This is a genomic window from Amycolatopsis sp. NPDC054798 (assembly GCF_053611505.1).
In genome coordinates this window covers 16,546-33,161 of sequence record NZ_JBSHAM010000014.1, presented here as the reverse complement: position 1 = coordinate 33,161, position 16,616 = coordinate 16,546, and the positions used below count along the sequence as shown (strand labels likewise).

5 protein-coding genes are annotated in these 16,616 nt (G+C 73.1%); 2 read left to right on the top strand and 3 right to left on the bottom strand.

Annotation, left to right across the window (positions count from 1 at the left end; all coding sequences use genetic code 11):
• Positions 1–23: 23 nt before the first annotated feature.
• The 3 genes from ACWGIC_RS11920 to ACWGIC_RS11910 all read right to left on the bottom strand — a co-directional run bounded on the left by ACWGIC_RS11920 (position 24) and on the right by ACWGIC_RS11910 (position 13,500).
• A complete protein-coding gene (locus tag ACWGIC_RS11920; RefSeq protein ID WP_452075888.1) occupies positions 24–11,525 on the bottom strand; it encodes an amino acid adenylation domain-containing protein in 11,502 nt (3,833 codons plus the stop codon).
• A 17-nt stretch (positions 11,526–11,542) separates the two neighbouring features.
• Complete coding sequence (locus ACWGIC_RS11915) at positions 11,543–12,781, bottom strand: aminotransferase class V-fold PLP-dependent enzyme (protein WP_452075887.1); 1,239 nt, start codon at positions 12,779–12,781, stop codon at positions 11,543–11,545.
• 248 nt (positions 12,782–13,029) lie between these two features.
• On the bottom strand, positions 13,030–13,500 hold the full coding sequence (locus ACWGIC_RS11910; protein ID WP_452075886.1) for a transposase: 471 nt from the start codon (positions 13,498–13,500) through the stop codon (positions 13,030–13,032).
• 149 nt (positions 13,501–13,649) lie between these two features.
• On the opposite strand from ACWGIC_RS11910, the gene ACWGIC_RS11905 reads away from it, so the two are divergent.
• Both ACWGIC_RS11905 and ACWGIC_RS11900 read left to right on the top strand, forming a co-directional pair.
• Positions 13,650–14,891, top strand: coding sequence for an ATP-grasp domain-containing protein (locus ACWGIC_RS11905; RefSeq protein WP_452075885.1), 1,242 nt, complete (start codon positions 13,650–13,652; stop codon positions 14,889–14,891).
• On the top strand, positions 14,888–16,567 hold the full coding sequence (locus ACWGIC_RS11900; RefSeq protein ID WP_452075884.1) for a non-ribosomal peptide synthetase: 1,680 nt from the start codon (positions 14,888–14,890) through the stop codon (positions 16,565–16,567). The genes ACWGIC_RS11905 and ACWGIC_RS11900 overlap by 4 nt, the downstream gene beginning before the upstream one ends.
• The last annotated feature ends 49 nt before the right edge of the window (positions 16,568–16,616 follow it).

Sequence of the window (16,616 nt, the reverse complement as noted above, 5' to 3'; positions counted from 1 at the left end):
CGTCTCGTAGTCATTCGTTTCGTTCACCGCGCGCCCCTGGCCCCGAGGCGTTTCTGCCGCAGTTCGGCGGCGGCCCGCCGCCTGCCCGCCCTCGGCCGCGCGACAGGTTCGCTCTCCGCGCCGCCGAGGTGCGCGGCCAGCGCGCGCACCGTCGGGTGGCTGAAGAGGTCCACGATCCGGAGCGGGCGGTCCAGCGCCCGCTGCAACCGCGCGTGCACCCGCAGCAGCAACAGGGAATGCCCGCCCAGATCGAAGAAGTTGTCCGTGACCCCGGGCACCGGCCTGCCCAGCGTCTCCTCCCAGACCGCCGCGATCGCCGCCTCCAGTTCGGTGGCGGGCACGACCGCGGCCGAGGTTTCGGCGGCGTCGGCCGGGACGGGAAGCGCGCGGTGGTCCAGCTTGCCGTTCGCGGTGACCGGCAGCGCGTCCAGCACGGTCCAGGTCGCCGGGATCATGTAGCCCGGCAGCACCGCCCTTGCCCTCGCTCGTACGTCCTCTGTGGACAGTTCGGGGCCGGTCGGCACCAGGTAGGCGTCGAGCAGGACGTCGCCTTCGCCGCGACCGCCGTCGCGGGCCCGGACCACCGCTTCCCGGACGTCCTCGTGCGCGGCCAGCACGACCTGGATCTCGCCCAGTTCCACGCGCTGGCCCCGGATCTTGAGCTGGCCGTCGTCGCGGCCGAGGTAGTCCAGCGCCCCGTCCGCGCGCCACCGGCAGCGGTCCCCGGTGCGGTACATCCGCGAACCCGCCGGGCCGTAGGGATCCGGCACGAACCGTTCCGCGGTCAGCCCGGGCCGCCCGGCGTACCCGCGGGCCACCTGCACCCCGCCGATGCACAACTCGCCCGCCACGCCGGGCGGCACCAGCCTGCCCGCGGCGTCGAGCACGTGCAGCCTCGTGTTCGGCACGGTGCGGCCGATCGGCACCGACGGCCCGGAATCCTCCGCGCATGCCCAGCGCGTCACGTCGATCGAAGCTTCGGTCGGGCCGTACAGGTTGTGCAGACGCGCGTCCGGCAGCACTTCGGCTACCCGGTCCCGCAGCGAACCCGGCAGGACCTCGCCGCTGCACACGATGTCGCGCACGGTCGCGCATTCCGGCGCTTCGGCGTCTTCGGCGAACACGCTCAGCATCGAAGGCACGAAGTGGAGCACCGAAACCCCTGCGGCGCGGATGACCTTCGCCAGCTGACCGGGATCGCGGTGGGCGCCGGGCGGCAGCACCTCCAGCCGCGCACCGGCGACCAGCGGCCAGAAGAATTCCCACACCGAGACGTCGAACCCGGCAGGCGTCTTCTGCGCCACCACGTCGGAGCCGGTCAGCTCGAACTCGTCCTGCATCCACCGCAGCCGGTTCACCACCCCGCCGTGCTCGACGACCACGCCCTTCGGCCTGCCGGTGGACCCGGAGGTGAACAGCACGTACATCGGCGTCCGGGCGGAGACTTCCGGCTTCAGGTCGTGCGAAGGCAGTTCGGCGAGCTGCGCCGCAGCGGCCGCGTCGTCCAGCACGAACCACTTCAGCTCGGGCAGCACCGGCAGCGTGCCGGCGACGGTGAGGCCCAGCCGCGCACCGGCGTCGCCGATCATCATCGCCACCCGCTCGGCGGGCAGCTCCGGATCGACCGGCAGGAACGCGGCCCCGGTCTTGACCACGGCCAGCAGCGAGACCACCAGCTCGGCCGAACGCGGCACCGCGACGGCGACCACCTCGCCCGGCCCGGCGCCCAGCGCGGCCAGCGCGCGAGCCAGCCGGTTCGCCCGCTCGCCCAGCTCGCGGTGGGTGAGCTGGCGGTCCCCTTCGGACAGGACGACGGTGTCGGGCTGAGCCGCCGCGGTGTGCTCGACCCACTCCAGCACCGTCTCCCAGCCCGGTTCGACACTGGAACCGGTGCCGGCCTGCCGCAGCCAGGCTTCGGCCTCGCCGTGCACCGACGGCACCGCGGACAACGGCCCGCCGGACACCGCGGCGACCGCGAACCGGGCGAACGCAGCGGCGAAATGCTCGCCCCACAGCAGATCCGGCGCACACTGGAAGAGCAGTTCGATGTGGTCGTCGTGCTCGCGCAGGGTCAGATGCGCCTCGTCGAACGGGACGTCCTCGTAGGTGGCGTACCCGGTGTCGCCGCCGACCTTGGCGACCAGGTTGGCGGGCAGGAAGTTGAACACGAACCGGACGTTGTCCGCGGGCAGGATCCGGCGCTGCTGGAAGGCGGACACGGCCTCGTGCCCGCGGGCGTCCCGCCGCCGCTGCCGGAACCGCGCGGCGTAGTCGGCCGCCGGTTCCGCCGGGCCCGGCCGGGGCACGTGCACCGGCAGGACGTGCAGGTAGCAGCCGAGCGAATCCGCCTGCTCCGGCGGACGGCCGCCGGCCAGCGTGTAGACGAAGTAGTCGTCCTCCCCCGGCGCGTGCCGTCCGGCGAAGGCGGCGAACAGCGCGAGCAGGACGCCCGGCAGCCGCTGTCCGTTTTCCTCGCACCAGGTGCGGAGCGCGGCCAGGTCGTCGCCTTCGAGCGAGGCCACCGGCTGCAGCACGGCCCGGCCGTCGCCTTCGGGCACCGGCGGGATTTCCAGTGCCGACGAATTCGCGGCCAGTTCGCGCCAGTAGTCCAGCGTTTCCGGGCGGTCGAACCGCGCCGCGATCTCCGGCACGCGGTCGAGGAAGGCTTCCGTTTCTTCGGTATCCGGGGAAACGCCGTGGTAGGCGTCGACCAGCCGCCGGAACATCAGCGGCACCGACGGCCCGTCGATCACCGCGTGGTGCGCGCCGACGACCGCTTGCAGGTGCCCGTGCTCGTCCCGGACGAGCAGATGCCGGATCAACGGCTCGCCTTCCGGAGCATAAGGCCGTTGCGCGTGCTCGGGAATCGCGTCGAGCAGGCCGTACGGCTGCTCGGCCGCCTCGCGCACGTCGAGCAGCGGACAGTCCACTTCGGACGGTGTGAGCACGGCCAGCGCCGGTTCGCCGTCGAGCAGCACCGGGGCGCAGCGCATCATCTCCTCGGCCGCGGTGACCGAGCGCACCGCGGCGCGCCACCGGTCCGCGTCCCCGTCCGGCCCGAGGTCGAGCGAGAAGGCCGGGATGAACGCGCCGACGTCGGGGCGGGCGGCGTGTTCGAGGTACAGGTCGCGCTGCACCGGGGTGATCGCGGAGATCCGCTCGACCCCGCCCGGCGCCAGCCCGAACCGTTCGGCCGCCCGGTCGGCCAGCCCGGTGGGCCTGCCGTACGGGGCCGAGGGATCGGCGGCGAACCGCTCCAGCGCGGCCAGGTACTTCCCGGCGACCCCGTCGATCCAGTCCGCGCCGAACCGGTGCCCGTCGTACTGGACCCGGACGAGGATCTCCGCGTTCTGCGGGTCCGCGACGAAGTAGACCGCGAACGGGAATTCGGTCTCCTCGAACAGGGTCGAGTCGAGCACGTGCACGTCTTCGTTGTCCGCCAAGGATTCGTAGGCGAGGTAGCGGACGAAGTTGACCCCGGTCTCCACGGCCAGTCCCGGCCCGGCGAGCTGGTGCACCTCGGCGTAGGGGAAGTGCCGGTAGGGCATCAGCTCGCATTCGGCGTCGAACACCGTGCGGGCGAGATCGGTCCAGCTGCCGTCGGCGAGCGTGGTGCGCACCAGCGCGCCGTTGACGAACAGGCCGCATTCCTCGGCGACGCCCGACTGCGGCGGCCGTCCGTTCGCGGCGAGCGCGGTGTAGACCTCGGCGTGCCCGGTCACCTGGCCGAGCACCCACAGGTGCGCGGCGAGACAGGCGTACTTGACGGTGAGGCCTTCGGCTCGCATGGCCTCGCGCAACCGGTCGGCGACGCCGCCGTCCAGCAGGTACTGGCGCGCCGCGCCGCGCGGCCCGGACACCGTTCCCGCGGTCTCCGGCAAGCGCAGCGACGGCAGCGCGCTGGTCTTGCGGTACCAGTAGTCCCGCTGTTCGGGGTCGCGGGCGGCCCGGCGCTCCAGCGCGACGAACTCGCGGCAGGCGCCGGAGTCGCGCTCGTCCAGCCCTCCGGGCTCGCCCCGCAGCCGGCGCCGGTAGTCGCTCAGCCAATGGCCGAACAGGGTCGAAATGCTCCAGCCGTCGAGGATCGAATGGTGGAAGCTGACCACGATCGTGAAGCGGTCCTCCGCCCGGCGGAACACCCTGATCCGGGCCAGCGGCGCACGGGTCCAGACGAAGCCGCGGGTCTTCTCCTCCTCCAGCCACGCCTCGATCCGCGACTCCTGCTCGGCGTCGGCGAATTCGCGCAGATCGCCGAATTCCAGCGGCAGTTCGGCTTCGGCCCAGACCAGCTGCATCGGCTCGCTGTAGGCGACCAGGTCGAACGAGGTGCGCAGCGCCGGATGCCGCCGGACCACCGCGGCCAGCGAATCGCCCAGCGCCTGTTCGTCGTAGGGCGCGCGGACGTGGTAGCCGATCAGGTCGTGGTAGATCGGCGTGTTCGGGTCGATCGTGCTGTGGTAGAGCGTTCCGGCCTGCGCGGCGGCCATCGGGTAGGCGTCGGCCAGCCCGTCCGGCAGCAGCTCGCTGTCCTTTTCGGACACCAGGCCGAACGGCGCGGTCGGCTCCGGGACCCGGCCGCCGTGTTCGAGCGCGGCGGCCAGTTCGGCGACGGTCTGGCAGCGGAACAGGTCCTGCAGTTCGAGGGCGAACCCCCGTTCCCGCAACAGGCCCAGCACGCGCAGGCTCCGCAGGGAATCGCCGCCGAGCGCGAAGAAGTTGTCCTCCGGGCCGACCTCGCCCGCGCCGAGCACCTTGGCCCAGATCCCGCTGACCACCTCTTCGGCCGCGGTCCGTGCGGCGCCGCGGCCACCGCCGCGAGCGGACGTCGACACCTCGGGCAGCGCGCCGCGGTCGAACTTGCCGTTCGGCGTGCGGGGCAGCGCGGCGAGGCGGCGCAGGTGCGCGGGCACCATGTACTCGGGCAGGATCTCGCGCAGGGCGGCCCGGATCGCGTCCTCGCCCGGGTCTTCCCCGTCCGGCACGTAGAACCCGGCGAGCTGGACGCCGCCGCGTTCGGCGGTCGTGGTGACCGCCGCTTCGAGCACCCCGGCCCGGCTGCGCAGAGCCGATTCGACCTCGCCCAGCTCGATCCGGAAACCGCGGACCTTGACCTGGTGGTCGGCGCGGCCGAGGAATTCCAGCGTGCCGTCCGGCCGCCAGCGCGCCAGGTCGCGGGTGCGGAACATGCGCGACCCCGGGGCGCCGGAGGGATCCGGCAGGAACCGCTCGGCGGTCAGGCCGGGCCGGTCGTGGTAGCCGCGGGCGACGCCGGGTCCGGCCACGTACAACTCCCCCGGCACGCCGAGGGGCACCGGTTCCAGGCGCTCGTCCAGCACGAAAACGCGAACGCCCGGCACCGGGCCGCCGATGGTGGCGTTGCCGTCCTCCGGTCCGCCGGAAAGGTCCGCGAACGTCGAATAGACGCTGGCCTCGGTCAATCCGTACAGGTTCAGCACCCGGCGCACGCCCGGCAGCCGGTGCAGGTCGGCGACCACGGCGTTCGGCAGCGCTTCCCCGGCCATGCTGACTGTCTCGACCCCGTCCGGGATTCCGCCGGTCCTGGCCAGCTCGGCCGCGGCCGACGGCACGGTGTTGACGATCCGGACCCCGGCTGCCACCTGTTCGGGGAGTCGCGGCAGTGCGAGCACGTTTTCCACCAGCACGACGCAGCCGCCGTGGCACAGCGGGAGGAACAGCTCCCACACCGACGAGTCGAAGCAGACCGACGACGAGGCGAGCATCCCGGCGAGCAGTTCGTCGGAGAATAGGCCCCGGCCCCAGTCCAGCAGCACCCGCAGGCCGCCGTGTTCGGTGATCGCGCCCTTCGGCCGTCCGGTCGAACCGGAGGTGTAGAGCAGGTAGGCCGCCGACCGGTGGGTCAGCTGCCGAGGCGGCGGGGTCGCCGCGTGCCCGGCGATCCCGGCTGCCTCGGCGGCGTCGTCGAGCCGGAGGACGTAGGCGGACGAGCCGGACAGGGCGGCCGCGTCCGCCTCGGTCGCGACCACCACCGAAGCACCGGAGTCGGCGAGCATGAACGTCAGCCGCTCGGCCGGGTAGGCGGGATCGAGCGGCACGTAGGCGGAACCGGCCTTGAGCACCGCGAGCAGGGTCACCACCAGGTGCTCGTCGCGCGGCAGGCAGACCGCGACCGGTGCCTCCGGTCCGGCGCCGAGTTCGGCCAGCCGCCGGGCCAGCCGGTTGGCCGCTTCGTCCAGTGCGCCATAGGAAAGCGTGGCGTCCGCGGTGCGCACGGCGGGCCGCGCGGGATTCGCCGCGGCCTCGCGCTCGAAGAGGTCGACGAGGGTTTCCTCGGCAGGCTCGGGATCGGAGTTCCCGGCCCAGCCGGTGAGCAGGGCCTGCTCGGCGCTCTCGATCAGCGGCAGGCGGCCGACCGGGGTGTCCGGCGCTTCGACGGCGGCGCCGAGCAGGGTGGTGAAGTGCCCGGCCATGCGCTCGACGGTTTCCGGGTCGAACAGGTCGGCGTTGTACTCGACCAGCCCGTGGAAAGCGCCCCGGTCCTCGCCCGGGAAGACGATGAACAGCAGGTCGAACTTCGCGGTGCGGTTGTCCAGCGCGCGGACGTCCACCTCCAGCCCGCTGGCCCCGATCTCGCCCACCGGCGCGGATTCGAGCACCAGCATCACCTGGAACAGCGGGTTGCTGCTGAGGTCGCGGCCGGGCGCGATCTCGTCGACGAGCCGTTCGAAGGGCACGTCCTGGTGCTGGTAGGCGCCGAGGCAGGTGTCGCGCACCCGGGCCAGCAGCTCGCGGAAGCTCAGCTCGCCGCCGACCTCGGTGCGCAGCACCAGCGTGTTGGCGAACAGGCCGATCACCGGTTCCAGCTCGGCCTTGGTTCGGTTGGCGTTGAACGTGCCGACGAGCAGGTCCTCGCGGCCGGTGTAGCGGTGCAGCACGGCCTTCAACGCGGTCAGCAGCACCATGAACGGCGCCGCGCCGGACTCCCGGCCCAGTTCCTTGAGCCGTTCGGTGGCGGCCGGGCTGAGCGAGAACTCCTGCCAGCCGCCGCGCCGGCTCTGCACCGCCGGGCGCGGGCGGTCGGCGGGCAGTTCGAGCAGCGGCGCGGCGCCGGCGAGCCGCTGCTTCCAGTACGCGATCTGGTCGTCGAGGTGGTGGCCCTCGTGCACGGCGGCCTGCCAGCGCGCGTAGTCGCGGTACTGGACGGTCAGTTCGGGCAGCTCCGGCGAGCGGCCGGCGGCGAAAGACTCGTACAGCCGGAAGATCTCGTGGAACAGCAGGCCGCTGGACCAGTAGTCGGAGACGATGTGATGGGTCGAGACCAGCAGCACGTGCCGCGTCGGCGACAGGCGCAGCAGCCGCGTCCGCAGCAGGTCGCCCGCGCGCAGGTCGAACGGCTCGCGGCAGAACCCGGCGGCGATCCGCGCGACCTCGGCTTCCGGATCGTCCGCACCGGACAGATCCAGCTCCGGCAGCGGCTGCGCGCGCGGCGGGCCGACCACCTGCACCGGGCGGCCCTCGGCCAGCGGCATCGCGGTGCGCAGCGTTTCGTGCCGCCGGACCAGTTCGTCCAGCGCCGCGCGCAGAGCGCCGGTGTCGAGTTCGCCGGTGAGCCAGACGTCGTTCGCCATCACGTAGAACGCGCTGTCCGGGTCGAGTTCCTGAAGGAACCACAGGCTTTCCTGGGTCGACGACGCCGGGGCGGGGCCGTCGGCGGGCGTCGGGCGCAGTTCGGGGAGCGCCTGCCCGACGGGGGTCGCACGGAGCCCGTCGAGCGCCGCCGCGATGCCCGCCACGGTCGGTTCGGCGAGCAGCTCCCGCACCGAAAGTTCGACGCCGAAGCGGTCGGTGAGCTGGGCGGCCAGCTGGGTGGCGAGCAGCGAATGCCCGCCGAGAGCGAAGAAATCCTTGCGCAGCCCGACATCCGGCACGCCGAGCAGATTCGCCATCAGCCCGGCGACCTGCTCCTCGGTGGCGGTGCGCTGCGGTTTCTCCACCGGAACGTCTTCGACGTCCCCGGTGTCGACCCACGCCACCGCGGGGGCGGACGCGCTCAGCGTCGTCGCGCGGGTGGCGGCCAGCGCGGCAGCCCATTCGGCCGGGCGAGGCTCGCCGTCCCATTCCAGCACGACCCAGTCCACGTCGGCTTCTTCGGCGAACATGCCCAGACGGCGCGCGAAAACCCGCTCTTCGCCGGTGGTGCCCGGCAGCACCAGCACCACGGATTCCGCCTCCAGCCGGGCGGCGGTCTCAAGCAGTTCGCGCCCGATCCGCTCGACGTCCCCGTCTGCGGTGCCCTCGAACAACACGCCGTCCGCGGAAGCCAGCTCGGCGGCAGGGCGAACCGTGACGTCGGCGAGCACGTCAGCGAGCGGCCCGCGGACGCCTGCGACAGCGAAGGTGGTCCCCGCGCGCAGCCAGCCCGTTCCGCTGCTTTCCACTGGCCGTAGCCCCGGCACGTAACGCCGTTCGCCGCGATACGCCACCACCTGCGGCCCCTCGGCGGCCGACGCGTCGGCGATCACCGAGCGCGCCGCCGCAGACCTCCGGCGGCGACCGGCAGGAAGCCGATCGACGTCCACCACCCGGTGCGCTCCGACGGCAGCCAGCGTGACCGCGAATTCCTTCGCGCGATCGGCACTTTCCACCGACAGCCCACCCTCGGTGAGCACCGTGATGCCGGTGAGCAGCCCGTCCGCGACCAGCTGCTCGTAGCGCTCCGGGTCGGCCGAGGTCACCAGTCGCAGGGGGCCGTGCTCCCGCGCGGCGGCCTCGACGTCGTCCGGATTCGTTGCCACCGCGGCGTTTCCGAGTTCGGCGGCCAGCGGGCTGTCCGGCCCGGCGACCAGCAGGAACGGGCCGCCCTCGGCGGGCGCGGCACCCGATTCCCAGGTCCGGACCTGAGGACCGGCCGCTCGCGCGCCGTCGTCGGCGGGCGGGTCGATCCAGTACCGCCGCCGCTCGAACGGATAGGTCGGCAGCTCGACCCGGGACCGGCGTTCCACCCCGCGAAGCCCGGCCCAGTCGACCGGCACTCCTCCGGCCCACACCGCGCCGGTGGCCTCGGCGAGTTGCGCGCCTTCGGTGGCCGGGTCGGCGGCGGGCAGCGTGGGGACCACGCCCTCGGCACCCGTCTGCGCGGCGGCCAGCGCACTGAGCGTCCGCCGCGGCCCGGCTTCGAGCAGCACACCGCCGACGTCCTCGCTCAAGGTGCGGACGCCTTCGGCGAAACGGACCGTCCCTCGCAGGTGCCGGCACCAGTGCGCGGGGTCGGTCGCTTCCTCCGGCCGGACCCAGGTGCCGGTCACGTTGGTGACGTACGGAATTCGCGGCGCGTGCAGCGCGACGCCGTCGAAGGCCGCGCGGAACTCATCGAGCACCGGGTCCACCAGCGAGGAGTGGAAAGCGTGCGCGGTGCGCAAAAACCGGGTGCGCACTCCTCGTTCGGCCAGCCGGTCCCGCAGGGCCTCGACGGCTGCCGCCGGACCGGAAGCGACCGAATCGGCCGGGCCGTTGTCCGCCGCCAGCGCCAGGTCCCCGTCCAGCAGGCCGGCCAGTTCAGCGGCAGGAAGCCGCGTCGCCAGCATCGCTCCGCCGGGCATCCGCTGCACCAGCTCGCCGCGCCGGACGACCAGCCGAAGCGCGTCTTCGAGGCTGAACACCGCGGCCAAGTGCGCGGCGACGAACTCGCCGATGCTGTGCCCGAGCATCGCAGCGGGCCGCACGCCCCGCGACTCCCACAACCGCGCCACCGCGTACTGCACGGCGAACAACGCGGGCTGAGTGAATTCCGTGCGCGCCAAGCGTTCCGACGCTTCTTCGCCGGTGGTGAACAGCAGTGCGCGCAGATCGAAGTCCAGCAGGCTCGCGCACTCGTCCAGCGCTTCGCGGAACGCGGGCTCCTCAGCGTGCAGTCCGCTGCCCATCCCCGCGTACTGGCTGCCCTGGCCTGGGAACAGCAGCGCCACCGTCGCCGTGCCGTCTCCGGCCTCGGCCGTGGTGCCCGCCTCGGGATCCCGCAGCGCGCGTACCGCCTCATCGACGTCGTGCGCGCTGAACGCCCGCCGGTGCGCCATTGCCGTCCGGCCGGTCTGCAGCGTGTGCGCGACATCGGCCAGGTTCGTTTCCCGGTGCGCGGCCAAATGGTCGGCGAGCCGCTCGGCGGACCGCTCCAGCGCGGCGGCCGACCGCGCCGAGACAACGATCGTCTCGGCCGCGCGCACCCGCTTGTGCGCCGCCTTCGCGGGCGGCTGCTCCAGCAGCAGATGCGCGTTCGTGCCGCCGATGCCGAACGAGCTGACCGCGGCCCGGCGCGGGCCGTCGCCGCCGAACTCGTGCAGGCCGGTGCTGACGTAGAACGGGCTGCCGGCGAAGCCGATCTCCGGATTCGGCTCGGTGAAATGCGGGCTCGGCGGGATCAGGCCGTTCTCGACCGCCAGCACCGCCTTGATCACCCCGGCCACGCCCGCCGCGGAATCGAGGTGGCCGACGTTGCCCTTGAGCGAGCCCAGCGCGCAGTACCCGGCGCCGGACGCGCCCGCCGAACGGTAGGCCTGGGTCAGCGCGGCGACCTCGATCGGATCGCCCAGCGGGGTCGCCGTGCCGTGCGCCTCCACCATGCCGACGGTGTCCGGGTGCACCTCGGCGGCGGCCAGCGCGGCACGGATCACCTCGGCCTGCCCGGTCACGCTCGGCGCGGTGTAGCCGATTTTCGCCGCGCCGTCGTTGTTGATCGCCGAACCGCGGATCACCGCGCGGATCGGATCGCCGTCGTCGAGCGCGTCCTGCAGCCGGCGCAGCACCACCACGCCCGCGCCGTTGCCCGGGACCGTGCCCGCCGCGAGCTTGTCGAACGGGCGGCAGTGCCCGTCCGGCGAGGCGATGCCGTTCTCCCCGCCGTGGTACCCGATCCGCTGCGGCACCCGCACCGTGGCGCCCCCGGCCAGCACCAGATCGCTCTCCCCGGCCAGCAGCGACTGGCAGGCCAAATGGATCGCGACCAGCGAACTGGAGCACGCGGTCTGCACGGTCACCGCCGGCCCGCGCAGGCCGAGCTTGTACGCGGTGCGGCTGGCGATGAAGTCCTTGTCGTTGGCCAGCAGCTTCTGCAGGTAGCCGACCACCTCGTCGAGGCCGCGGTGCGGGTAGACGTTGCGCAGGCCGTACTCGTTGACGCTGACCGAGGCGAACACCCCGATCGCGCCCGGTTCCTGCTCCGGGTCGTGCCCGGCCGACTGCAGCGCTTCGGCGGCGCATTCCAGGAACAGCCGCTGCTGCGGGTCGAGCAGCGCCGCTTCGCGCGGGGTGCAGCCGAAGTAGCCGGCGTCGAACCGGTCCTCCCCGTCGACCGCCGCGGCCGCGCGCACGTACCCGGGCGCGGCGGCTTCCGCACTGTCCACACCGGACTCGCGCAGCTCGTCGCCGGTCAGTTCGCGGATGCCCTCGGCTCCGGCGCACAGCAGGGACCAGAACTGTGCGACGTCCGGCGCCTGGGGAAACCTGCCGCCGAGGCCGACCACGGCGATCTCCAGCCCGGTTCCTTGCTCCATCGAGTCTTCCCCTGTTCTCAGGCGTCCTTCTTGAGCAGCAGTTCGAGTGCGTCGCCGAAGCGGTCGATCTCGTCTTCGGTGTTGTAGTAATGGACCGAGGCGCGCAGCTGCGCGGTTTCCTGGCGCTGCGCGGGATCCAGCGGAGCCAGTTCGCGTTCGGAGACCGAGACGTTCACGCCGCGGCGGCGCAGCTCCCGGCGGACGCGGTGCGGATCGGCTCCCGGCAGCCGGAACCGGACCAGCCCGCTCGGCGCCACGGCGGCGGCGTCGGGCAGCAGCACGCCCGGCACGTAGCCCAGCCGTTCGGTGAGCCGCGCCGACAACAGCTGGATCCGTTCCCAGATCGCGTCGAGGCCCCAGTCCAGCGCGTAGTCGATGGCCGCGCCGAGCCCCAGGCGGATCGCGAAGCTGGCCTCCCAGCTCTCGAACAGCCTCGCGTCCTGACGGGCGCTGACCTCGCCGTTGCCCGACCAGCGCAGGCCGCGCGTGTCCAGGCAGGCGCCGCGCAGTTCGGGCATCCTCGCCGAGTTCACGTAGAGCAGCCCGGTGCCGCGCGGGCCGCGCAGGTACTTGCGGCCCGCCGCGGTAAGCAGGTCGCAGCCGATGCCGGCCACGTCCAGCCGCAGCTGCCCGGCCGTCTGGCAGGCGTCGACCAGATAGAACGCAGGGGTGTCGCGCAGCAGTCCGCCGACCTCGCGCACCGGGTTCACCGGCCCGCCGTAGACCGGGACGTGGGTCAGCGCGACCAGTTTCGTGCGCTCGTCGAGCACCTCGCGGAAGAACTCGACGTCGAACCGGCCGTGCTCGTCGTCCGGGACCACGGTGACCGCGGCCCCGGTGGCCTCGCGGACCGCCTGCAGCGCAAGGTGATTGCTCACGTATTCCGCCGCGCCGACCACGATCCGATCCCCGGCCGACAGCGGGACCGCCTGCACCGCCGCCTGCCAGGCGCGCGAAGCGTTCTCGGTGAGCGCGACCTCCGACGGCAGGCAGCCGAGCAGGGCTCCCGCCGATTCGTAGACCCCGAGCACCGCGGGCTCGGCCAGTTCGGCGGCCTCGTACCCGCCGATCCGCGCCTCCAGTTCCAGATGCCCGACCACCCGGTCCAGCACCGGGCCCGGCATCAGCGCCGAACCCGCGTTGTTCAGATGGATCACCCCGGCACAGCCGGTGGTCTCCGCCCGCGCCCGCGCGATGTCGAAGCGCGGCACGCCGCCCAGCTCCGGCTCGGCAAGCTCCATCCGACCGCCGCACACGCCAGCAACCTCCGAGGTATTAGTGCCGCAAGCATGGGAACAAACCGACCCTGCAATTGCGCGCCGACAAACGGGAAGAAGCGGCCGCGCCAGTGCGGAAACAAATGTCGGCAATCAGTTTCCGACGATCACCGGACGGCCTCGACACTACCACCGGAAAGCGCCGGGGCAAGCCGCCTTGAACACCGCCCGAAGCGATCCAAGACAGCATTGCCGCTATTGCTTGCCCGGCCTTTCCGCAGGTCGGCTCAGACCGCGACGCGGACCGGCCCCGGCCCGCGCTGTCTCATTTGGACATCCCCGCGCGGCAGCTGCACCGGCACCTCGGCCGGCGCTCCCGCGGCCATCGCGGACATGCTCCGCTGGTCGGCCGCCCCGGCCCTGGCCACCGCGGACTCGACCAGCACGGTCAGCCATTCCCGCAGCTCAGGGTCGAGATCCCGGCCCTCGGCGGCGAGCATCAGCCGTTCCCAGACCCCGGCCTCGGTCCACCGCGCGAACCAGCGGTGCGCGGTCGGCACGGCCACGCCGAACGCGGGCGGCACCGACCGCCACGAGGTCTGGCCGCTGAGCACGAGCGCCACCGCGGCGAACACCCGGCGCGACTCGGCCCTGGCCCGGCCGCCGCCCTGCGGGCGCTTCGGGGCTTTCGGCAACAACGGTTCCACCAATTCCCACAGCTCGTCCGGAACCAATCTCCGCATCAACGCATCGGCCATGGAAAAGACCATCGCACCGCGTCCGGCGATCAGGCAATCGTGTTCGTTTTCCGGCCATTTCCCGCGTTTCGCCGGTCCTGACAAGAACCGGGGCCGCCGATAGAGTCGGCCGCGCAAATCCCCTTGGAAAAGCGCACCGGGAGCGAACCATGTCCGCACCGCCGAAGGTCGCGGTCGTCTACGACCTCGGTTCGGCCGGGCCCGCCGACGTGCTGCGGGCCGCGCGGGGGCTGTGCTCCCCGCTCTTCGTCTACGACCGGGCCGACGAGCATCCGGCCGAGGTGTCCGGCCTGCTCGCGGACCTCGGCGAAACCCTCGACACCACCGGCTGGGACGTCCGGCGCACCGCCGCGGAACTGCGCCGCCGGGGCGCGGCCGGGATCGTCACCTTCGCCGAGTACCAGCTCCGGCGCACCGCCGAACTGGCCGAGGCGCTCGGACTTCCTTACCAGGACCGGGAAACCGCGGAACGCCTGACCGACAAGGCCGCCCAGCGGGCCGCCTTCGCGAAGGCCGGGGTGGACGCCACCCGCATCGCCCGCGTCGACACCCCGGAAGGCTTCGACACCGCGCTGACCGCCGTCGGCCTGCCCGCGGTGCTCAAGCCCTCGGTCGGCGGCTCCAGCCGGAACACCTATCTGGTCAGCTCTCCCGAGGAAGGAAGGGAACTGGCCGCGCGCCTGCTCGCCGGTCCCGAAGACCGGTTGGTGCTGGAGGAATTCCTCCACGGCGAACCGCTCGGCGCGTGGGGCGACTACGTGAGCGTGGAGTCGCTGACCTCCGGCGGCGTCACGACGCCGCTCGCGGTCACCGGAAAGTTCCCGCTCGCCACGGGATTCCGCGAGACCGGCATGTTCGTCCCGGCGGACCTGCCCGCGGACCTGCGCGCCGAAACCGAGGACCTGACCCGGCGCGCGCTCGCCGCGCTCGGCGTCCGGCACGGCCTGACGCACACCGAAATCAAGCTCACCGCCGCCGGGCCGCGGCTGATCGAGGTCAACGGACGGCTCGGCGGGCACGTGGCCGATCTGATCCGCCGCGCCGGGGGCCCGGACCTGGTCCGGCTCGCTCTGCGGACCGCGCTCGGCTCCGGGACCGTCCCGGACCGGCCGAGCTGGGACCGCGTGTCCTTCCAGCATTTCGTGCTGGCCCCGGACGGAACCCGGGTCGTGCGGCGGATCGGCGGCACGGACGCCGTCCGCGCCCTTCCCGGGGTGAGCAAGGTCGACCTCGCCGACCTGCCCCGCGTGCTGCCCGCCGTCGCGACCGGCGCGAGCAGCCGGGTCGGCACGGTGTACGGCGCCGTGGCCGACCACGCCCAGTTGCGTTTCCTCAGCCAGCTCGTCGGCGAAACCCTTCGCCCGGCGGCCGAACCGGAGGTGGCCCGATGACCGGCACCGTGCCCGAACTCGTCGACCGACAGGCCGCGGTCGCGCCCGACGCGATCGCCCTGCGCCACCCCGGCGGCACACTCACCTACGCCGCACTGAAGGCCCGCTCCGACGAACTGGCCGGCGCGCTGGCCGCCCGGGGCGTGCGCCGCGAGACCCCGGTCGCGCTCCAAATGCCGCGCAGCGCCGAAGCCGTGGTGCTGATGCTCGCGGTGCTGAAATGCGGCGGCTTCTACGTACCGCTGGACCCCAGCCACCCGGCCGCGCACCGAGACCGGGTCATCGCCGACTCCGGGGCGCAGCTCGTGCTCACCGGCACCGCCGACCTCGACTCCACAGTGGACTACGCGACGCCCGAGACTCCGCTGCCGGGCGGTGCCGCGTACCTGGTCTACACCTCAGGTTCCACCGGCGTCCCCAAGGGCGTGCTGGCCACCCACCAGGCCGTGGCGAACCTGGTGACCGAGCCGAGGCTCGGCATCAAGCCGGGAGACCGGGTCCTGCAGTACGCGCCGCTGGCCTTCGACGCCTCCACCTTCGAAATCTGGGGCACTCTCGCCCGCGGCGGCACCCTCGCCATCGCACCGCCCGGCGCGCTGGGCACCGCCGACCTGCTCGATTTCCTGGAGCAGGAACAGGTCAGCGTCGCCTGGCTCACCGCCGGGCTCTTCCACGAGCTGGTGACCGCCGAAAAGCGCCTGCCCGCCGGGCTGCGCCTGCTGTTCGCCGGCGGGGACACCGTGCGCGCCGACGTCGTCCGCCAGGCCGCCGCCCTCGCGCCGGGAACGCGGCTGGTCAACGGCTACGGCCCGACCGAATGCACCACCTTCGCCACCCTTCAGCCCGGCCTCGGCGAGCTGGCCGCGGACGGCCGGACCACGATGCCGATCGGGCGGCCGCTGGCCGGGATCACCGCGCACGTGCTGGACGACCAGCTCGCCGCGGTGCCGGACGGCGAGATCGGGCAGCTCTACGTCAGCGGGGTGAATCTGGCCCGCGGCTACCACGCCCGGCCCGGCGCGACGGCCGCCCGCTTCGTCGCCGGCCCGGACGGCACGCGCCGCTACCGCACCGGCGACCTGGTGCGGCGGCTGCCGGACGGTGTGCTGGAGTTCTGCGGCCGGGCCGACCGGCAGGTGAAGGTCCGCGGCTTCCGGGTGGAACCCGGGGAACTGGAAGCCCTCCTCGGCGAACACCCCGATGTGCGAGCCGCCGCCGCGCTCGGCGTGCCGGACGAGGCGGGCGGCTCCCGGCTGCTCGCGTACGTGGTGCCCGAGCGCGGCGAGGTCGACCTGACGGCCCTTCGCGCGTGGCTGGCCGAGCGGGCGCCCGCCTACCTGGTGCCGTCGTCGCTGCTCCAGCTGCCGGCGTTGCCGTTGTCCCCCAACGGAAAGGTCGACGCCGCCGCGCTGCCGGTGCCCGGCGAACCGGCGGCCGAGTCCGGCCCCGCCCCGGCCACCCCGGCCGAGAAACTGGTCGCCGAGACCTGGCAAGCGGTGCTCGGCGTGGAGACGGTCGGCATGGACGACAACTTCTTCGAACTCGGCGGCGATTCGCTGCGGATGAACCGGGTCGCCGCCGAACTGCGGCGGGCGACCGGGCTCCCGATCGCGCTCGCCGACCTCCTGCTCGCCGAAACCGCGGGCGAGCTGGCCCGTTCGCTGGAAGAGCGCTGACCGCGGTGCCGCGCGGTGACGTTCCCGCGCGGCACCGCACCAGGCAAGA